Origin of the sequence: Ancylothrix sp. D3o (assembly GCF_025370775.1) — a bacterium.
Classification (GTDB): Bacteria; Cyanobacteriota; Cyanobacteriia; order Cyanobacteriales; family Oscillatoriaceae; genus Ancylothrix.
This window is the reverse complement of record NZ_JAMXEX010000007.1, coordinates 89688-109503: the sequence shown is the minus strand read 5'-3', so window position 1 is coordinate 109503 and position 19816 is coordinate 89688. Positions and strand designations below refer to the sequence as shown.

General features: G+C 47.1%; 17 protein-coding genes and 1 tRNA gene. 12 read left to right on the top strand and 6 right to left on the bottom strand.

Translation table 11 applies throughout. The features are described from left to right. Positions 1 to 102 precede the first annotated feature (102 nt). On the bottom strand, positions 103 to 2748 hold the full coding sequence (locus NG798_RS14510; protein ID WP_261224192.1) for a glycosyltransferase family 39 protein: 2646 nt from the start codon (positions 2746 to 2748) through the stop codon (positions 103 to 105). Positions 2749 to 2848: 100 nt separating this feature from the next. On the opposite strand from NG798_RS14510, the gene NG798_RS14505 reads away from it, so the two are divergent. The 12 genes from NG798_RS14505 (at position 2849) to NG798_RS14450 (ending at position 14502) form a co-directional block, all read left to right on the top strand. Next, the gene (locus tag NG798_RS14505; RefSeq protein ID WP_261224183.1) at positions 2849 to 3283 is read left to right on the top strand and encodes a PPC domain-containing protein; all 435 of its coding nucleotides are present in this window, start codon (positions 2849 to 2851) and stop codon (positions 3281 to 3283) included. A gap of 88 nt (positions 3284 to 3371) precedes the next feature. Beyond that, a tRNA-Phe gene (locus NG798_RS14500) sits at positions 3372 to 3444 on the top strand. A 202-nt stretch (positions 3445 to 3646) separates the two neighbouring features. After that, a complete protein-coding gene (locus NG798_RS14495) occupies positions 3647 to 3967 on the top strand; it encodes a hypothetical protein (RefSeq protein ID WP_261224181.1) in 321 nt (106 codons plus the stop codon). 94 nt (positions 3968 to 4061) lie between these two features. After that, on the top strand, positions 4062 to 4457 hold the full coding sequence (locus tag NG798_RS14490; RefSeq protein ID WP_261224179.1) for a YtxH domain-containing protein: 396 nt from the start codon (positions 4062 to 4064) through the stop codon (positions 4455 to 4457). Positions 4458 to 4521: 64 nt separating this feature from the next. Then, on the top strand, positions 4522 to 5097 hold the full coding sequence (locus NG798_RS14485) for a DUF948 domain-containing protein (RefSeq protein ID WP_261224177.1): 576 nt from the start codon (positions 4522 to 4524) through the stop codon (positions 5095 to 5097). A 133-nt stretch (positions 5098 to 5230) separates the two neighbouring features. Then, positions 5231 to 6712 carry a hypothetical protein gene (locus NG798_RS14480; RefSeq protein WP_261224174.1) on the top strand — a complete coding sequence of 494 codons (1482 nt, stop codon included), beginning with the start codon at positions 5231 to 5233 and terminating at the stop codon, positions 6710 to 6712. A gap of 451 nt (positions 6713 to 7163) precedes the next feature. Beyond that, positions 7164 to 7625, top strand: a complete 462-nt coding sequence (rimP, locus tag NG798_RS14475) for a ribosome maturation factor RimP (RefSeq protein WP_261224172.1) — start codon at positions 7164 to 7166, stop codon at positions 7623 to 7625. Between the two features lie 119 nt (positions 7626 to 7744). Further along, on the top strand, positions 7745 to 8986 hold the full coding sequence (nusA, locus tag NG798_RS14470; RefSeq protein WP_261224170.1) for a transcription termination factor NusA: 1242 nt from the start codon (positions 7745 to 7747) through the stop codon (positions 8984 to 8986). A 257-nt stretch (positions 8987 to 9243) separates the two neighbouring features. Continuing rightward, entirely contained in the window at positions 9244 to 9546 is a 303-nt protein-coding gene (locus NG798_RS14465; RefSeq protein ID WP_261224160.1) for a YlxR family protein, read from the top strand. A 359-nt stretch (positions 9547 to 9905) separates the two neighbouring features. Beyond that, positions 9906 to 13127 (top strand): translation initiation factor IF-2, encoded by a 3222-nt coding sequence (gene infB / locus NG798_RS14460; RefSeq protein WP_261224149.1) that lies wholly within the window; start codon positions 9906 to 9908, stop codon positions 13125 to 13127. 152 nt (positions 13128 to 13279) lie between these two features. Further along, positions 13280 to 13945, top strand: a complete 666-nt coding sequence (locus tag NG798_RS14455) for a low-complexity tail membrane protein (protein ID WP_261224147.1) — start codon at positions 13280 to 13282, stop codon at positions 13943 to 13945. 332 nt (positions 13946 to 14277) lie between these two features. Next, entirely contained in the window at positions 14278 to 14502 is a 225-nt protein-coding gene (locus tag NG798_RS14450; RefSeq protein WP_261224144.1) for a hypothetical protein, read from the top strand. A 510-nt stretch (positions 14503 to 15012) separates the two neighbouring features. Here NG798_RS14450 and NG798_RS14445 read toward each other — a convergent pair. The 5 genes from NG798_RS14445 to NG798_RS14425 form a co-directional block, all read right to left on the bottom strand. Then, the gene (locus NG798_RS14445) at positions 15013 to 15309 is read right to left on the bottom strand and encodes a DUF3493 domain-containing protein (RefSeq protein ID WP_261224143.1); all 297 of its coding nucleotides are present in this window, start codon (positions 15307 to 15309) and stop codon (positions 15013 to 15015) included. 108 nt (positions 15310 to 15417) lie between these two features. Further along, on the bottom strand, positions 15418 to 15948 hold the full coding sequence (locus NG798_RS14440) for a tetratricopeptide repeat protein (protein WP_261224142.1): 531 nt from the start codon (positions 15946 to 15948) through the stop codon (positions 15418 to 15420). A gap of 2 nt (positions 15949 to 15950) precedes the next feature. Continuing rightward, the gene (locus tag NG798_RS14435) at positions 15951 to 16100 is read right to left on the bottom strand and encodes a hypothetical protein (RefSeq protein WP_261224141.1); all 150 of its coding nucleotides are present in this window, start codon (positions 16098 to 16100) and stop codon (positions 15951 to 15953) included. Between the two features lie 131 nt (positions 16101 to 16231). Further along, positions 16232 to 17419 (bottom strand): response regulator, encoded by a 1188-nt coding sequence (locus tag NG798_RS14430; protein WP_261224140.1) that lies wholly within the window; start codon positions 17417 to 17419, stop codon positions 16232 to 16234. 123 nt (positions 17420 to 17542) lie between these two features. Continuing rightward, on the bottom strand, positions 17543 to 19726 hold the full coding sequence (locus NG798_RS14425) for a transglycosylase SLT domain-containing protein (protein WP_261224139.1): 2184 nt from the start codon (positions 19724 to 19726) through the stop codon (positions 17543 to 17545). Between the last annotated feature and the right edge of the window lie 90 nt (positions 19727 to 19816).

Genomic DNA, 19816 nt, shown 5'->3' with positions numbered 1-19816 from the left:
TGAATAAAACCCCTCCGGGGTTACAAAGCTTTCTTCTGTAGTCCGTAGGACTTTCTTCCTGTAGTCGCCGGTTTCAACCGGCGACTTTCTTCGTGTAGATACTTATCCACCCCCCAACCCCCGCAAAACCTGCAAATCCCCCCAAGCGCCCAAAAAATTACCCTGCATCAAACGCGCAACCCCTCGCAACGCCTTAATTTCAACAACATTCGCATCAACATCAAAAGCCGGCTTCAAAGCCCTCTCCGCCCGCCTTCCATCCCAATTATACAAATGCACAAAAGCTAAATAACCATAAGCATAAACATTCTCTGAATCCAACCTCACAACCTCCTCAAGCCCCCGAATCGCCCCCCTCACATCCTGCCGCAAAACCCGCGAAAACCCCACAGCATAAGCCCAAGAACGCTTTGCACCCTCATTCCGCAGCCGGTAACTCAACGCCAAATCACCCGCCATTGTATAATCCTGCACTGGATCATACTGATTAATCCGCGCCACCTCCTCAAAAATCGGCCCCAACCCAGCCACACCCAACCGCAAAGACACAGCCATAACCCGCATCTGCGTCACAAGATCCAACTCCGGCGCCTCCACTCTCGCCGCCTTCGCATCCACCCTTAAACGCACATTCGGCACATTAACTGCATAACTTTTTCCAGTTTGCCGGTTTAAAAACCTCCCCTCCAAAACATAAACACCCCTCGAATTAGGCGGAGGTAACATCGCCAAATTTTCCCGAACCAAAAACACCTCAGACTTAGAAACCTTCGCCTTATCATGCAACATCCCCAACCCAATCGCATGATCATGTAAAAAAGACAAATTCTCCTTAGAACCAGAAACAACCTGTTTCCAACTCAGCAAAACAATACCCTTTTGCAACTCATCCCAACTTCCCAACCACTCGTAACTAACCGGCACCGGCAACCCAGGCAAAACAACATCAGGAACCCGCACACTTGCCAACCTGACACCACCAGAAACCGACTCATTTTTAACAACCTCAACATCAACAAAATCAACCCGACGCCGGTATAACTTCAACACACTCCTATCCGGCAAACGCCACCTTTTATGTAAAACAAAATCCCCCCCATCTTCCACCAACTTAACAATAGCCGCCTGCGCCTGCTTTGGCACCGAACCTTGATCACCAGTCTTAGTAACAAACCAAGACATCGAACCCGCATCCCGCCCCACATCCTTAACCCTAACCCCCACCTGACGCGCATAAACTTGGAAACTTTCTAAAGCTCCAAAATAATTAAAATTATGCTGATTAATTTCAGGAGTAGAAGGCAAAACCCCTAAATTTGCCTCCAAAAAAGGCGAATAATTAATAATCTCCGAAATCACCTCCTGATGAGGCCATTTTGCGCCAAAATAAGCCAAATGTTCACCACGAGGACTTAAAAAATTAACAAAATTCCTACCAACAAAACCCCCCACCGGCCAAACATTCAACAACATCAAAACCACACCCAAAACCACCGTCCCCCACCGAACCCGCCGGCCCCATCGTCGCGGATAAAGCATCAACCCATAAGCCAGAAACAAAGCCACCACAGGCAAATAAGGCAAAACATACCGAGAATCCTTATTCACATTCAGCGAACAAAGCAAATAAGAACCAACCAAAAACACCAACAACCAAATTAAAGATTTTTTTGTATTTTCTGCTTTCTCCTTTCTCTTTTCTTTTAAATTATTACTAAATTCCGCATTTCTAAAAAGCAACTTAATAACAAATAACAAAAACCCAACCACCGGCACCAACAACAAAGGCCAAGAAAGCAAATTCGGCAAATCTTGACCATAAAAAAGCCAAGCCCCCAAAGTATTTAAAGCCGGATCACCCTCAGCAAAAGCCGAATCAACCGTAGCCCTTTTCCCCGAAGTTAAAATTAATAACCAATTCGTCCGATACCAAGGCCCACAAACCAAAAGCGTCAAAAACAAAGACCACAACAACTGAAAAAAACGCCCCCATTGCCGGTGCCAAAGCACCCCAACCCCAACCCACAACAAAGGAATCAAAACAAAAAATAAAGCCGTTTGCTTCACCAACAAAGCCAACCCAAAACACAGCCCAAAAAGCGAAGCAAAAACCCATGCTTCAGGATTTCTAACAGCAGATTGATAATTAAAAAACCTTATAAAATTCCCAGCTATCGCCCGTGACGAAGTGCCCGCCCCCAAACCCAACCAATCGCCAAAACACCCCCGCCAAAGCGTCAAACAAAAAAACGTCAACGCCACCATCGCCGTCAAAGGATAATCCAACAAAAACTCAAGACGTAACCGAACCAAACCCGGAAACAAAACACATAAACCCGCCGCCCATAAACCAACCCGCCCATCAAACAAAACCCGACCCAACCCATAAACAGAACCCAACAAAACCCCACTAAAAAACAAATAAACCAAAGTCGCTTGCTGCGGGCCGGTTCCAAAAATTAAATGAAAAATAGCAGTTAAAATATAAGTCAAAGGAGGCATCTTAGAAGAAAGCATCCAAAAATCCCGCCACCACCCAGCAGAAAACCAGTTTGGATGCAGCAAAGCATTCCAATAATTTAAAGCCCCCGTCAAATTTTCAGCCTGATCCCAAGCAGGAACCGAGCGATCCAAAGCAAACCATAGCCGGTCATGCAGCCCACAAACCAGCCAAACCAAACCCAAAATCAAAAAATCCCTAAAATTTCCACCCTTCAACAACCGGCCCAAAACAGCAAACCTCACCATCTCAACCGTCCGCCTAACCTATAATCAGAAAACAAAAGCCCAGCGTCATCATACCCTCAAACTCCAGCACACAAGCAGACTGCAACCACAACCGCCCTCAATGAAACAGAAATTAATCACCCTTACCTGCACCCTCATCCTCAGCACCGGCATCAACATCAAAACAGCCAACGCCCAAACCAAACTCTACAACCCAATCAACCTACCCCCCAACAACGAACTCACAGACAGCCTCACAGAAAAAGACATCCCCACCGGCACAGGAGGCTTTGCCAGAGACTACATCATCAACCTAACAGAAGGCGACCAAATCACCATAGACCTAAGCTCCGAAAACTTCGACGCCATAGTATCCCTCCTCGCCCAAGACGGCGCCACCATAGCCGAAAACGACGATGGGCCAGACGGAAGCACCAACTCCCTCCTATTTTCCCGCATCACCAAAACCGGCACCTACATCATACGAGTCCGCGCCTTCGGAGAAACCGGCATCGGCAACTTCAAACTACGACTAAACCGCCTCCGCCCCATGTGATCAAACCTCAAAAAAAAATTTTTCCCAAACCCCTTGACAAACCAAAACAACCTTGTTAGATTAATTAAGGCTCAAGGAACAGAGCCAAGCCGAGATAGCTCAGTCGGTAGAGCAGAGGACTGAAAATCCTCGTGTCGGCGGTTCAAATCCGCCTCTTGGCATAAACAAAAGCCCCAAACCCTAAAAAGTTTGGGGTTTTTTTTTAATTCCCACCAACCCCCCATCAAAAAACCATTCCCTACAGTGGAGCAGGCATCTTGCCTGCTATACATCTGCGGTTAAAAAATCCCCCCAACTGCACATAGCCACCCCCCCAAAGAATCGATAAAATCGAGCAGGAAACCCCCCAACCCAAACCGGCAAATGATAACAGCCGTAATAACCGCAAACATCCTGATCACCCTAAGCTGCCTTTACATCGCATGGCAACTAATCAAACTTCGCAGAACCCTAGCCAAAGTAACCCACAACATAAACGCAGCCGAACGCAGCACCCACAACGTCCTACACCCAGCCCCAAAAAACATCATTAAAGGACAAACCGGCACCCGGCAAGCCCGAAAACAATACCAAAAACTTCAAACCCAACTGCAACAAATCCAAAAAATTCTTAGCCTTTTCAGCCTCACCCAAAACCTCTGGAGGCGCAGCAACAAAGCCAGAAAAAACCTAAAAAAAAGATAACCCAACAAAACAAAAAAAACCCAAACCCAAAAACCTAATTAAAACAGCCTCTACAACCCCGCTTACAATAGGTTTAACAATAAACAAACAAAAAATGTCCAAAAACAACACAGGAACATTTATCGGCGGAGTCCTCTTAGGAACCGCCCTCGGAACAGTAGCCGGCCTCCTGTTCGCCCCTCGATCTGGCCGCGAAACCCGCAAACTCCTCAAAAAATCCGCCGACGCCCTACCAGAACTAGCAGAAGACCTCAGCACCAGCGTCCAACTGCAAGCAGATCGCCTCTCAGAAACCGCCAAAACCCAGTGGGAACAAACCCTAAACCGGCTCAGAGAAGCAGTAGCCGCCGGCATCGAAGCCTCCAACCTAGAACGAGACACCAAAATACAAACACAAAACCCCGGCTCATCAATATCCCCACCCAACTCAGAATTAAAAACACCCCCCCACCTAGTCAAAAACTCACTAACCGACCCAAGCGAAATATAAACACCATAACCACCCCCCAAAACCAAACCTTCCGTAAAAATTCCCCACTCACCAAAATAATGCTGTGATAGATCCTATTTTTTGGCTCGGACTCTCCATACTGCTCGTTGCAGCCAGCTTAACTGCCGTCTTAATAGCAGCCATACCCGCCTTGCAAGAAATAGGGAGAGCCGCCCGTAGCATCGAAAAACTAGCAGACACCCTATCCCGCGAACTTCCCCCCACCCTAGAAGCCATTCGCCTCACCGGCCTGGAAATCACCGAACTCACCGATGACGTCACCGAAGGCGTCGAAAGCGCCTCCCAAGTCGTAAAACAAGTCGATCAAAGTCTGGGTACCGCCAAACAACAAGTCAAAAAAGTACAAATTACAACAAAAAGCTTCCTCACCGGCTTTCAGACAGCCTGGAAAACCTTCACCCGGCCCAACAACAACCCCGACACAGCCCGTCGGTCAGCCCCTAGACTAAACACCGGCCAAAAACCCCCCCTGGACATTCGAGACCGCTTACCCCCTCCCGACGCCTACACCAGCGACCCCTACCGCCAAAATTCCCCCAACCATCCCCCCCCATCCTCCTTAAAACCCCCCCATTTTGAAGACGACCTCGAACCAACCGATCACCCACCCCAGCCCTAGCCCCAGCCCTAGCCCTAGCCCCCAAATTCTCCCCCATTCCGTAGATAAAAATTACCCAATTCCCATCACCAACCCCTAAATACAATTACCTTAAAAAGATAAAAACACTTCTTTTACCCCTATTCCTACAACCATGCAAAAACTTAAAAAAAATCCCCACCCTCTCCCTCGCAATATTCTGTGGTTAGAACGCTTGATGGCATTACTTGCCGTCACTAACTTAGGCTTGATCTTATTCGACCTCAGCTACGTTCCCTGGCGAGACTTTTACCTCCGCAGTTTTTGGACACTAAGCACCATAGCTGAACCCTTAAAAAAAACCGATTTTTTTCAACTCTATGACCCCTATAAAGGCATCGAACCCCATAGAGACACCCAAAAATATTTAGAAACCGTAGAAAAACTAAAATCAGAAGTCGCCGAAAACGGATTACAAACCCCTCAAGCCGCCACCATCCTCCAAGAACTACGCCAACAAAGCATCACCATCATTGATGAAAACCCCTTTCAAATCGCCAATAAAACCGGCAGCTTAGAAAAAATTAAAAACGTCATGCGACGGCGGATTTTTGGCACAAAAGATGCCTCCTCAAAATCCTCGTTTCAAATGTTTTGGAGCCAAGAATATCTCACCCAAAACGGCTGGCGTAACGAAATTACCTTCTTTGAAAGCCAAATAGAACCGATCATCAAAAGTAACTATTATCGCCAAATGGGCGAAAATGGCGAATTTATAGATAGGTTTTGGAAAATTGACCGCTGGTTTATCGGAATCTTTTTAATCGAATTACTTTTTCGGACGTGGTGGATATCTCGCCGCAACCCCAACTTAAAATGGTTCCCTGATGCTTTTTTATTGCGCTGGTATGACCTCTTCCTAATTTTACCTTTTTGGCGAGAATTACGAGTTATCCCCGTCGTTATTCGACTCAATCAAGCCAAATTACCCGACCTCGAACCCCTCCGCAACGAAATTAGCCGCCTATTTCTTGGTAGCGTTGCTGAAGAAATAACCGAAGTAGTTGTTATTCAAGTTATCAATCAAATTCAGGCCGGTATTGAAAGTGGAGAACTAGCTCGCTCAGTATTAAAAAGCACGAATAAACGTTATATTGATATCAACAATACCAATGAAATAGAAGAAATTTTTAAACGCCTTTTGCAAGTCACCCTTTGTAAAGCCTTACCCCAAATTCGCCCCGACTTAGAAGAATTGATTCGGCATAATATTGGTAATGCAGTGAATCAACTACCAGTTTCTCAACAAATCCAACGCTTACCCGGATTGGCCGGTTTACCCGATCAACTTACAGAAACCTTAGCCACAGAACTCGCCAAAATCTTCACCGAAGCCCCTCAAAGCGCCTACAATTCTATTACAACAGCCCCCCCCGACCCCATCGCCATAAAACTCTCCGACCGGCTCGTAGAGCATTTTAGCCAAGCCTTGCGAACAGAATTGCAACAGCAAAACACCCTCACTGAATTACAAAACCTAGCCTCCGACTTGCTCGAAGAAATTAAAATTAATTATGTCCAACGCACCCCAGCAGAAACCGACAACGAGAAACTATTGGCTCAAACTCAACAATTACGGCGACTAGCAAGCCGGTAGCTCAATATTCATTTCTTCTCGCTCGCTATTCTCAAGAACAAAGTATAAACCGGCCCCCCTAAAGTCGCCCCCCATCTCATCCCAAATGCGGTACACTGAAAACAGAGCGAACAAAAAACTGCTCACAAAAAGTTTTCATTAGCATAAAAATGCTATTGTGTCAACCTCTTCGTTTAAGCGTTGCCGGTCTCAGCCCTCAGCCCACAGACCGATTGCGGCAATTATCCAAAGCCATTGACACAACAACCGTGTAGGGGGCCTGCCCCCTGTGGCATCAGGCGTCCCGCCTGTGATTGCCGGCCCCAGGCGCAGGGTGGCTGTAGGCCCCCGGTTTCAACAGGGGAAAACCCCGTACCGTCAAACATTCTGGATTTTGGTTTTAAAAACACATCATCCAGATTTAGTTAAGTGAAGTGGGATTTGGCCCACTTTTTTTTGTTCAACCACTCCGATGACGCATCCTCTGATACCACAAATCATCGCCCTCGCCACCCCCCTAGCCGAACGCCTCGGCTTAGAAGTGGTAGGAGCCGTTTTTCACACCAACCACAGCCCGCCGGTGTTGAGAGTAGACATTCGTAACTTACAAGACGATACCAGTCTCAATGATTGTGAGCATTTTAGCCGAATCTTAGAAGCAAGCTTAGATGCACAAGAAATCATCCCTGATGCCTACATCCTCGAAATATCAAGTCCAGGGATACCGGGCATCCTCACCACCGACAAAGAGTTTATATCCTTCAAAGGATTTCCCGTTAGCATTTCAACATCAGAACCCTTTGCCGGTCACAAAGAATTGACAGGTAAACTGATTCGGCGAGATGAAACAGCCGTTTACTTAAATCAAAAAGGACGCATCCAAGCCATACCCCGCGATTTGATCCTCAAAGTTCAACTCGTAAGCACCGAGTAATTTTTGGCAAAATACAAAGCCGCTAACCAGGCGAGGGAAAAAGTGAAAAAAAGCTAATTTCCCTCCCAAAAAAACAAATTCATCCCACTGAAAGAGCAGTTGTAAAGGAGAGAAAGCTTATGTCAATGGTGGACTTAAAAGGTCTAAAGGACCTCATCGAAAATATTAGTAAAGAACGCAGTTTACCCAAACACGCCGTCCAAGCAGCCTTGAGAGAAGCACTGCTCAAAGGTTACGAACGTTTTCGGCGCACCCAACGCCTAGACGGGCATTTTGACGAAACCTACTTTGATAACTTTGAAGTAGACCTAGATGTAGAAGAAGAAGGCTTTCGCATCCTTTCAACAAAAACAATAGTCGAAAAAGTCAGCAACCCCGATCACGAAATATCCCTCGAAGAAGTTCAAGAAGTCGCCGTCGAAGCCCAACTAGGCGACACAGTTATATTAGACGTCACCCCTGATCAGGGAGAATTTGGGCGAATGGCAGCCATCCAAACCAAACAAGTTTTGGCCCAAAAACTGCGCGACCAACAACGTAAACTCATTCAAGAAGAATTTCAAGATTTAGAAGGCACCGTATTGCAGGCAAGAGTCCTGCGCTTTGAGAGACAATCGGTAATTATGGCCGTTAGTAGCAGCTTTGGCCAACCAGAAGTCGAAGCCGAACTGCCCAAACGAGAACAACTACCAAACGATAACTACCGAGCCAACGCCACCTTTAAAATTCTGCTCAAAAAAGTCATTGATGGGCCACAACGCGGGCCCCAACTAATTGTATCGAGAGCAGATGCCGGCCTGGTCGTTTACTTATTTGCCAACGAAGTCCCAGAAATTGAAGATGAAGTCGTGCGGATCGTCGCCGTCGCCAGAGAAGCCAACCCCCCCGGACGCCATGTGGGCCCCCGAACTAAAATCGCTGTAGACACCCTAGAAAGAGACGTCGATCCAGTAGGAGCCTGTATTGGCGCACGCGGATCACGCATTCAAGTCGTTGTCAACGAACTGCGCGGCGAGAAAATAGACGTCATCCGCTGGTCGCCTGATCCATCCACCTATATTGCCAACGCCCTCAGCCCAGCCAGAGTAGACGAAGTGCGCCTCGTAGCTTCCGAAGGCCGACAAGCCCACGTTTTAGTTTCCGAAGACCAACTAAGTTTAGCCATCGGAAAAGAAGGGCAAAACGTTCGATTGGCCGCACGCTTAACCGGCTGGAAAATAGACATCAAAGACACTGCCAAATATGACTACGAAGCCGAAACCCTCAAATTTGCAGCCGTTCAAGAAAGCGCCTATCAAGACGTCGAAGACGATGAAGAATCAGAAGACGACTCATTTAGTGTGGCCGAACAAGCTTATTAGAAAAAAATCGGCCTCTATAAATTAGACTGTTTTACTGAACCGGCGCACCGGCAGTGATCAAATGTCATACCATTTGAGAAGAGACCATTGAAAGGCAAAAAAGCTTTTAGTTCAGTTTGTCGCTTGGAAGATTTATTTGTCTAAAGAAAATCTCAACCATGCGATCACAGTAACAAGCAGCCAAGACAGCGCCGGCAAAGGGATCTTAGCAACCAAAGAGCTTTTGTAAAAAAAGCTAACAAAAAAAATCCGAGCGGATGAAACCAAACCTGCGCTGTTGTGTAAGCTGCCGGCGAATTGCCGATAAAAAAGAATTCTGGCGAATTGTCCGAGTCTATCCTTCCCATCAGGTACAATTAGACCAGGGCGAGGGGCGTTCAGCCTATCTTTGCCCGCTTTTGAGTTGCCTCCAAGCCGCTCAAAAGAAAAATCGACTGGGAAGAACGCTCAAAGCAAACGTCCCAAGCGAAATTTACCAAAGCTTATCGCAGCGTTTGTCCGCCAAGCAGGAGCCTGAAATTCAGGGATCTGCAAGTCCCCCACCTGTGCTGAGCAAATAACAGCCCCTAAAAGGGCCATAAGCGGGCATCGCGATACGCTACCCTTGAATCAGCAGACACAGACCCCTAATCACGATTTAATTAATATCTGCCCCCAGATCCGAAAAGATTTGTGCAAGATTAGATTAGGAAAGTCGCAAAGTGTCTCAAAAGGGACAGTCGTGGCCAGCTTGTGGGGGATGCAAGCCTCAAGCAAACTGCCAAGTGCAGTTCTTAACTTTCCAAGCATCCAAATAGCGCTATCGATGCGCTCTAGTTTATTGGGAAGTTAAACTCACAGAACAATGGTTCTGGCAGTCGCTTTTCGGCAGTAGGTCACCTGCCTTGAAAATCGGTTGGATTGTTTGAGGGAGAAGTGGATGAACAACGGCAAAGTTAGAATTTACGATTTATCACGGGAATTGAATTTGGATAACAAAGACATCTTGGCATTTTGCGAACACTTGAACATAGCATTTAAAAGCCATAGCAGTACAATTACAGAAGCGGAGGCGGAGCGGATACGGGCTCACGCAGAGAAACACCCAGTCCCTCACCCTCACGCCGACTTCAACAAGCCGGCGGCAGCTAGACAGCCAAACAAGCCTCGCTCAGAGCATCACGCAGAAACATCCGCTGAACGCCCTAGCGAACGCAAAAAACAAGAAATTTTGGAGATCCGCACCCACAGCCCGCGCCCAGCCCAAACCGCGCCAACTATGACAATAGAACAAACAACGAGAACAGAAAGCGGATCGAACTCTTCTCAAGTATTAGTTTCCCCTACAGCATCCACCTCACAACGGGTACAGCAACCAGAAAAGCCGAAAATGCTGAACCGGCCCTCAAGACAAGACCAAAGCGAGGAAGCAACTCAGACTCCCACCGGGGAGCCAACAGAGGCCATGTCGGCCCCAGAAGAGTTCGCTGAAACTGCAAGCGGAGGCGACAACTTTAGCCCTCCCGAAGCAAAAAAAACTTCTTCACCCCCAGAAGCAACTTCACAGGGAAGAACAGCCAGGCAAACGCGGGAGGGCGGAGGGCAAGAACGCCCCAAACTGACAACGCCACCCGTAAGACCGAATAACTCAAAAGATCCGGGATCAACGGGAGTAAGGCCGGTACTCAAGCAGCGTCAAAAACCTGGAAGCCCAGAAGAAGTAGCGGAACTCGAAATAGCAGAACAAACAAGCCAACAGCCAGCAGCAGCAGCGCCGGCTCCGGCGGTGGGTGTTGGTGCTAACGCAGACAAGCCAAAACGCATAGCCGTTCGTCCGAGCAGCACGGGCGCACCAACCCGGTCGAGGAGTTCGGCAGGAGGCGCAAGCACCCCAGGCGAAGCAATCTTGCCCAGACCGCAGCTAATTCGGCCAAACGCTCCAGGCGGAGAATTAGACCAAAAACCCAAAGGATCTGAAGGTTCAGAAGAGGGCGAAGGCACAGATGGCGAAGTCGCCTTATTGGTACGGCCAAATCCGCCGCGACAACCGAAGAAAGGCAAAAAACGCGAGGCCGAAGAAGAAGTAGTAGAAGATTTTTCTGATAAAGGTAAGGCCGGTACAAAAGCAAAACGGCGTACCAAACCCATCGAAGAAGATGACGATGACCTTGATGGCGACTTGGAAGATTTGCCAGAAACCGTCCAAGTAAGCCTTTCTATCGCTAGACCGGCCAAACAAAAAGCACCGATGCGAGCAAAACCGGCAATTTCAACGGCAGCCGCCCCCAGCAAAGCCAAAAAAGCAGCGGCAGTCGGAGAAGCTTCTAGCAATAAAAACAACCGCCAAAAAGGCAGAGAGCAACAAGGCAAGCCCCAACGTCCAGAAAAAATTGTTCTCAGCGGCAGTATCAACGTTAGAGAATTGGCGAACCTTCTGGGAGTCGCAGAAACCGAAATCGTTAAAACCCTGTTCTTCAAAGGCATGGCGGTCAACGTCACCCAAACTTTAGACCAGGAAACTGCTACGGTTGTGGCCCAAGAATTAGGCACCGAAGTAGAAACCGGTATCGAAGAGTCAGAAGCCCGCAAGTCTACCCAAATGGTAGGGGCTGAAGAAAAAAATCTCCACCTCCGTCCGCCGGTGGTCACGGTCATGGGCCACGTCGATCACGGCAAAACCACCCTGCTCGATACGATCCGCAAAACAAAAGTCGCCGCCGGAGAAGCCGGTGGGATCACCCAGCATATCGGCGCCTACCACGTCGATGTCGAACACAACGGAAGAACCCAACAAGTTGTATTCCTTGATACCCCCGGTCACGAAGCCTTTACGGCTATGCGGGCGCGAGGCGCACGAGTCACGGATATCGCAATTTTGGTGGTGGCCGCTGATGACGGCGTTCGCCCCCAAACCATTGAAGCTATCGGTCACGCTAAAGCAGCCGAAGTGCCTATCGTCGTGGCAATCAACAAAATTGATAAAGAAGGTGCTTCCCCCGACCGCGTTAAGCAAGAACTTACCGAGTATGGCCTGCTCGCTGAAGAATGGGGCGGCGATACGATTATGGTGCCGGTCAGCGCTATTAGAGGCGAAAACCTCGACACCCTCTTAGAAATGATTCTCTTGGTGGCAGAAGTCCAAGAACTTCAAGCTAACCCAGACCGCGCCGCTAAAGGCACCGTTATTGAAGCTCACCTTGATAAGGCTCGCGGGCCGGTGGCAACACTGCTGGTGCAAAACGGCACCCTCCGCGTCGGCGATATCTTGGTGGCCGGTTCGACAATGGGTAAAGTCCGGGCCATGATTGATGATGCTGGCAGCCGCGTTGAAGCCGCTTCCCCCTCTTTTGCAGTGGAAGTTCTTGGCCTCGGTGAAGTGCCCGCCGCCGGTGATGAGTTTGAGGTCTTCCAAAACGAAAGAGAAGCCCGTGCTGTTGCGGATGCCCGCTTTGACGAAAACCGTCAATCACGCTTGCAGCAAGCCATGTCCTCTCGGCGTGTCAGCCTCAGCGCCCTTTCCCAACAAGCCAAAGAAGGCCAGCTTAAGGAACTTAATCTTATCCTTAAAGCTGATGTCCAAGGCTCGGTGGAGGCAATTTTGGGTTCACTGCAACAGTTACCCCAAAACGAAGTCCAAGTCCGCGTTCTGCTTTCTGCCCCAGGCGAAATTACAGAAACCGACGTGGATCTGGCGGCGGCTTCTGGCGCTGTGATTGTTGGCTTTAGCACCACCTTTGCCTCTGGCGCCCGTCAAGCCGCTGATGCGCTAGGTGTGGATGTCCGCGATTACAACATTATCTATAACCTCTTGGATGACATCCAAGGGGCTATGGAAGGTTTACTTGAGCCGGAATTGGTCGAAGAAGGGCTGGGGACTGTGGAAGTCCGGGCCGTCTTCCCGATCAGTAAGGGCGCTGTGGCCGGTTGCTATGTCCTTTCTGGCAAAATTATCCGTAACTGTAAGGTGCGGGTACGCCGCAATGGCAATGTCATTTATGAAGGTGTCCTCGACTCGCTACGGCGGATGAAAGAGGATGTTAAGGAAGTCAATGCCGGCTTTGAATGCGGTATTAGCCTTGATAAGTTCCAGACATGGGCTGAAGGTGACATTATTGAAGCCTTCCGCATGGTGACGAAACGCCGCACCCTTTCACCTAATTAAGGCGTTGGCGATTGAGGGATTAGGATTTAAAACCCTTGTAGGGGCCGATTCATCGATATCTAGGCGGCTAACTAACATCTTTGAAGAACCCGCCCCTACAATTCCCAACTCCCAACTCTTAACTCCCCATTCCCTATTCCCCATTCTTTCAAATGCGTTCTTTTTGGACTGAACCGTTTTTGTGGATTCATTTGGCCGGCTTTTTCGCACTTCCTCTGTGTGTGCTTTTCTGTTTGTTTGGGCTGGCCGCCGGCACACCTTTGTTGCCTCCTTTTTTAGAGGTGCTGCTCGTTGGGCTGCTTGGCACTGGGCCGGTTTTGGCAATGCAGTTGTGGCGTCCTTTTTATATTTTTGCTGCTTTGTTTGTGGCGACTAACCCTGATCGCCTGAGCGCGGATCAGCTTCGTTTATTAACTTTGCTTAAAACTAACGTTCAGCGCATCGCGGCTGTGGTTGCGGCGGCTCTCCTGCTTGTGCCTCTGTGGTTCCTCTACCAATGGGCACCGGTGGCTGCTTTGACTACCCCCTTACCGCAAGTCCGCTTGCTGGGATTACTGGTGGCGGCGCTGGCTTTTTTGGGCTGTAATTTGTTTTTGCTGTTGCCGGTAAGTGTGGCAATTTTAATGTTGACTAATGAGGCTGCTTTTGCAACTACTGAAACCTATCCAGCAGATATGATTCGCCGCGATTTTACAATTTTTGGCTGGCAACTGGGGCGCGTTTTACCCCCTCTGACAAGCAACTTCACTGCTGTACCGGCAACTCCTCAGCCACAAGAAGCGCCGCCTACTCCTCCTCAAACACCGCACTCTTCCTGAAACTGAGAAAATACAAAATTTTTTGGAAATTAGTATCAAAGGCTACTGTTTTTTAAAAAAATAAAGATAGTTTTTCTTGAGATCGCTTTTGGTTTTGAGCCGAAATAAGCACTATGCAAAAACTTATGCTGAACCCGCCAAAAACCAATGCTTCCAACCCCTAAAAAAATATAAAATTGCTGGTAACTTTCAGCACTAAAAAACTTTAGTGAGTACAATATATTAAATGCCTATATATGACCTCCTCAGACTTTTGTTGCCGGTGGTCATGGCGAGGGTGCTTTGTGGCTATCCTCAAAGTGTCTGCTTTTTTTTCAATCAGTGAGATGTTTATGGCCAAATCTTCCTTTGACCTGTTGCCTGATGCCACACTACCATCAAGTTTATCTACGAGCGATGATAACATTTGGGCCGGCCTTAAACAAGCCATTGCCTTGAGTTCTGGGTTTCAGCGCTGGCAAAATGAACATAAGTTTGATGACGATCTCTGCGAGATTGGCTTAGATTGCCAAGTCCGCCGCTACCTGCGCGAAACCTTGGAAACTTTAGCTTATTAAATCCCCATTCCCTTTTTTTACTTCAATTCGGATAGCACCTTAGCACAAGAAAGCTGATTTGTCAACCCTATTTTGTAGAAATTTTAAAAGCGCCAATCTTCTTATCGGTAGAAGTTGGCGCTTTGAATTTATGGCAGATTTTTAAAGTTAGGGTCTTTATATCGGCTGACCCCATTTGAAAGCTTATATTCTTATTATGGCAGCGTCATCACTAAATCTTGACTTTCCTAATAATTTCTTTATTTTCTTTGCGGATTATCAAGATTTTGACATACTCAACGGCGTGAACGCACGGAGATTCTTAACATCAATGTTGAGGTTGCCTCTTTCGTTGATCTCTTTTCCTGACATTTGTTTCCCCATCTGAGCAGAGGAGAATCTCCCCAAAAACTTGAGATTAGGTGGGGTACACCTTAGTTTTTAATTGTTTCAAGGCTGATTTCCGAATCATCGCTCACGCCGACGTTTTGTCGAAGGGCGGGGCTTTAAACGCAATTTTTTGGTAAAGTTTTATGACCGTTTTGAGTTAGAATTTTGGCCTTCTTTGGGCCGGTCGATGCGAAACAGCCAAACCATCGCCGCCACGACTCCCACTTGGAGGGCAAAGTTGGGTAACGCTGTGGCAACGTCTCGACCGGCTGCTAACTGAGCCAAAAATACCACAGCACCGATAAACCCAGACGCAGCAAAGCTAACATAAATAAATTTTCGTAATCCTCGATAGGGGGCGGCGGCTTCAGCCTTAAGGCGGGCGTACTTTTCGGGGCTAAGTTTTTGGGCTGGTTTGGGTGAATTATTTTCAGGCATAGGAGATAAAAAGGCAAAATTGCCGTGTTTTGTGCCGAGTTTCGGCAGTTTTTAAATAACTAAATCAGACAAATATCAGGGGTGAAAAAAACCCACCCCTGGGTTATTTTAAGTTGACGGAACCACTTGGCGGCGTAAAGACTGAGCGCGTTTTTTAGCAGTAGGGTTGTCGGGTTCCGATAACAACACTTCTTCGTAACATTCCAAGGCAGGTGCCATTAATTTTTTGCGTTCGTAAGCAAAACCTAAATTATTCAAAGCCGTAACATACTGAGGCTTGTTTTTCAAGGCTTCCTTGTATTGACGGATGGCTAAATCATACTGTTCTTGTGCAGCATAGGCATAACCTAAAGCATTGTAAACAAGGGCAATATTTTCCTCACCTTCTAAGTCTGGGGCTTTGAGAGCCTTTTGCAAGATTACCACTGCTTGGGAGAATAATTTCTTATCTAAATAGATACAGCCCAACTCATAATATTCTTGAGATGTGCCTTTTTCGTCTCTAAGTTTTTTTTGCAAGCGAGACAGGGTGCTTTCTACTTTGCGAGTTTTAAAGATTTGCCGAAAAATGAACCAAGCAGCCCCGGAGAGCAAAACGAGCAATATCAACAGATACAAAATTGGAAGAGGAGTGTCCATAACTACACAAACTGTGAGACTCTGATTTCTTCCAGACTACAACACCGGCATCCCCGACTCGACAGCCAATTTACACCGGCTTCATCTTTAGAGTGAGGGCCGGTGAGCATCGGTTGCAGTTGCCAAGGGCGATGCGTCCAGACCGATTCCAAAAAATATTATATTTTAAATTCTCAATTTAGAGAGGGAAACTCGTGGCTTTAAATATTGATTCTCTCTAGTAGGCTAAGATAAGCGTTCTTAAAAAGAGCGTGCAAATTTAAAATAAAACCTCACAGATTTTTCAAGCGAGGGCGACTCTTCCGGTGAAGGGGAGAGGAGAAGCTGAGTTAGCTTTGAGATGCTTTTGGACAACGGCGAGAACTTTTTTCGGTTCTGGAGGTTTGGAGAGAAAATCTGTTGCGCCGGTAAACTTTGTGCGGGCACGCTCGACCATGCCATCATAGCCGGTGAGGATGACGATGGGAGTGTTCCGAAACACAGAAGTTTTGCGGAGAAAAGAGCAAAGTGCATAGCCGGTGGGATCGGGCATAATCAAATCCATAAAAATTAAAGCCGGCTCTTGCTCCACCATATTAGACATTTGGCGCAGAGGGTCTTGAATTTTTAGGACTCGATAGCCGGCGGGCACTAAGATCGCCTCTAAGGAAGCGCAAACCACTGGGCTGTCATCAATGCAGGCTATCAAAGGTTTGGGTGTCTTGCAGGCATTTTCAACCAAGCGTAGCTGTTCCATTGGGGAGGCAAGATCAGGAACAGTGCGGACTTCAATAATACCTTGGCCTACGAAATAATGTAGAGTTCGGGTGAGAACAGTCACCGATTGCTTTTTGCGGAGTGCCAGATCCCAGAGAGTATTTTGACCGTTAAAAAGTTGGCTGAGACTGAGGATAGTTTGCGGGGTACTTGGATTATTAAGTAAACCACTGTTTCTTAATAAAATGGGGGCTTGATCTGGGGCAAGATGACTCAAACCCATTTCTTGCCATTGCTGCCACAATATTTTAGTTTTTTGGAGAACTTGCTCTACTTCTTTACAAGACAAAGGCAAACTAGGGAGTTTTTGAGCCGTTGGCTGCCGAAAAGATGCTGACCATTGGCAGGTAAAATTATCTTCAGCGAGAATTGTAAAAAAAACTTCTCTTAAAATCGACCCAATTACAGCCTTTGCTTGATAGAGGCTAAGTTTAGCTTGACTGATGCCTTTTTGTAACAATTGATACTCCCAAAGATTAGAGCCAGAAATTTGGCTAAAATCTGCCGTAAAATCGGGACAACATTGCTTAGTAGCTCGGTACCAACGCCTAACGCGGTGATCGCCGCCGGTGGCGTGAACAAGCCGGCCCAAAATAAAGTAGAGATGCCATTGCCGGTCATTTCCCAAGAGAGTTAATTTGCCAGTTTCGCATTTGGCACTTAACTCGGCTAGTGTTTTGGTTAGATTGGCGCACCCTGGAGCATCTGTCGTCATAAAAAGCCTAGCGAGAGGAATACAGAGTATTTTAAAATTAAAAAAGCTGTTAATTCCTCCGTAATTTTGCTGATATTGGTTTTGGGCGAGTGCTTTAATTAGGTTTCAAGCCGGCCCATCGAATTACTGCCGGGAAGCGGTTTTTAAACTTGCTGCATGGGCTTGCAACCGCTGGCCTATTTCCGGATTATACAATCGCAAATAATTCCAGTAATTTTCAAACACCTTTTTAACATAATCTTTAGTTTCATTAAACGGAATCTTTTCGACAAAAGCATCAGGATCGCTGAATCCGTATTTTGCCACCCAATCCGAGACATTACCAGGGCCGGCATTATAACTCGCCACTGCCAACAGGGAATTATTATTATACTCTCTGTGGGTGTAGTCTAAATAAGCCGTACCTAATTGGACATTATCTTCAGGATTCTCAAGCTTATATTGCTTTAACCCTACACTCCTTGCGACTTCTGCGGCTGTTTCGGGCATTACCTGCATTAAACCAACGGCCCCGACTCCCGATTTAATTTTAGGCATAAAGCGCGATTCTTGGCGGATTAAAGATGTGACCAAAAGAGGATTTAGCTGCCGTTTTTTTGCCCAAGGCACAATAATATCCAAATAAGGGAAAGGATATAAGGACTGCCAGTAAGCCGAGGAAGCTTTGAGCGTTTGATATTGGCTTTGTTCTTCGGGTTTTTCCCGATTTTTTAAACTGTAAATCATAAAAATGCCATCCAGATTATCTCCTACGCCTAAACGCATTAAACCATCTGTAAATTGTTGGGCCACCGTTGGATCTGTGGGGTTGGTGTATTCTAATTGCCAGAGCTTCCAAGCATCTTGATCTTGACCTAAGTTATATAATTCTTTTAAAGTATCCGAGCCGGCGGGTAAAGAGGGGCGAAATTGGGGGTAAGTAACCTCTGGTAACTTCTGCCGAACTGTGGTAAAATCTCCCACGTTCCACCCTAAAAAAACAGCAGCCCGCCAAGCAAAATAAGTTTCTGGATACTGGGCGAGCAAATATTCAAAGGCTTTTTTAGATTCGGTGTCGCGGCCTAAACTTTTTGCCCATTTGCCTACCCAAAAAGCTGCTTCAGGAGCGAGTTCGCTGTTAGGATTTTCTTTGGTAATGGCTTGGGCATACTCCCAAGCAGTTTTAATATCCTTGGCGTTGGCGCGTTGCTTGGCGAGTGTCCAGCGCAGTTCTGCGGCAGCATCAGAATTACTATATTGATTTAATAATATTTGACGAGTTTCTGAAGCAGCTTTGCCATTTTTTAATTCTTCGTGGAGTTTGGATTTATGGAGCAAGGCTTCGGCGGCTTTATCTGGAAATTGGGCGATTATTTGGTCAAGATAGGCCATTGCTTCTTTGGGATCGACCATTTTTTCCAAACGTAATAAACCTAGGCCGGTTTCGGGAGCTTCGGGAAATTCTTTGAGGAGTTTTTTATACTCAATGCGAGCTAAATCTGTTTTATCTCCTAATTGTAAGCCCCTAGCGGCCCGATAGGCATTGCGGGGCGTGCGAGGGGCGTTGCTATAGGCTGCACCGGCTTTTCCATAAATTTGTTTTTCCCAATAGGCAAATGCGATGATTTCCCATTCTTCAGGGGTTAAGTCTGTTTCAAATTTTTTTACTAATCGGTCGAGGACAGAAATAATACCGGGGTGATAGTGGCCATATTGAGCAACTTTGATCATTAAATCTCGTTGATTGGGATTTTTTTGCAGTCGCTGCATGGCAATTTCAACGGTTTTGGGATGAGCGGGAAAGTCTTTGAGGGCTTGATCCCAGTATTTTGATTGTTGTTGGCCAAGAACATAAAGGGCTTCTGCGGCTACTGGCTCTTTGCTGTGGTGTTTGAGGACGTCCTGCCAAGCTTGAATGGCTTTGTTGTTATCTCCTGTAAGTTCTAATGCTTGAGCGCGTTTAAGGGCAATGTGGCCGCTGAGCAATCCGTAGTCTTTTTCGAGGTTTTCCAGCCATTTGAGGGCTTTGGCTCCTTGCTTTTCCTCAAGGAGGTCTGTGGCAAGCAAATAACGTGCACGGCTACGATCTATCGTTTTGTCGTTTTGAGCCAGATTTTCTAACTCGCTGGCTCGTTGTTCGCGTGATAACTGCAAGAGGGGCAAAACTTTTGAATCTTTGTTATGGGTGTCTACGAGGGCGAGTTTTTTCTCTGTGGAATTAAAAAAGCCGTTTTGGTACATCACCGGCAAGCCTACCCCGATGCACAAAACACCGATGCCGGTACCAATTGCCAGTAGAAGATTTGGTTTGCGTCGCTTCTTGAACATGGGTGGTTTTCGCCTTGAATATGTTTCGGTTTTCTATTTAGGGTTGAGTCGTTGAGTAATTGCTGCTCTTTGTCAAGAGCTTTGGGGCTG

Coding starts and splice junctions, on each gene's coding strand:
- NG798_RS14450 (WP_261224144.1), top strand. CDS start 14,278: ATGGCCAAATCTTCCTTTGACCTGTTGCCTGATGCCACACTACCATCA.
- NG798_RS14480 (WP_261224174.1), top strand. CDS start 5,231: ATGCAAAAACTTAAAAAAAATCCCCACCCTCTCCCTCGCAATATTCTG.
- infB (WP_261224149.1), top strand. CDS start 9,906: ATGAACAACGGCAAAGTTAGAATTTACGATTTATCACGGGAATTGAAT.
- NG798_RS14495 (WP_261224181.1), top strand. CDS start 3,647: ATGATAACAGCCGTAATAACCGCAAACATCCTGATCACCCTAAGCTGC.
- nusA (WP_261224170.1), top strand. CDS start 7,745: ATGTCAATGGTGGACTTAAAAGGTCTAAAGGACCTCATCGAAAATATT.
- NG798_RS14430 (WP_261224140.1), bottom strand. CDS start 17,419: ATGACGACAGATGCTCCAGGGTGCGCCAATCTAACCAAAACACTAGCC.
- NG798_RS14440 (WP_261224142.1), bottom strand. CDS start 15,948: ATGGACACTCCTCTTCCAATTTTGTATCTGTTGATATTGCTCGTTTTG.
- NG798_RS14455 (WP_261224147.1), top strand. CDS start 13,280: ATGCGTTCTTTTTGGACTGAACCGTTTTTGTGGATTCATTTGGCCGGC.
- NG798_RS14465 (WP_261224160.1), top strand. CDS start 9,244: ATGAAACCAAACCTGCGCTGTTGTGTAAGCTGCCGGCGAATTGCCGAT.
- NG798_RS14505 (WP_261224183.1), top strand. CDS start 2,849: ATGAAACAGAAATTAATCACCCTTACCTGCACCCTCATCCTCAGCACC.
- NG798_RS14445 (WP_261224143.1), bottom strand. CDS start 15,309: ATGCCTGAAAATAATTCACCCAAACCAGCCCAAAAACTTAGCCCCGAA.
- rimP (WP_261224172.1), top strand. CDS start 7,164: ATGACGCATCCTCTGATACCACAAATCATCGCCCTCGCCACCCCCCTA.
- NG798_RS14490 (WP_261224179.1), top strand. CDS start 4,062: ATGTCCAAAAACAACACAGGAACATTTATCGGCGGAGTCCTCTTAGGA.
- NG798_RS14510 (WP_261224192.1), bottom strand. CDS start 2,748: ATGGTGAGGTTTGCTGTTTTGGGCCGGTTGTTGAAGGGTGGAAATTTT.
- NG798_RS14425 (WP_261224139.1), bottom strand. CDS start 19,726: ATGTTCAAGAAGCGACGCAAACCAAATCTTCTACTGGCAATTGGTACC.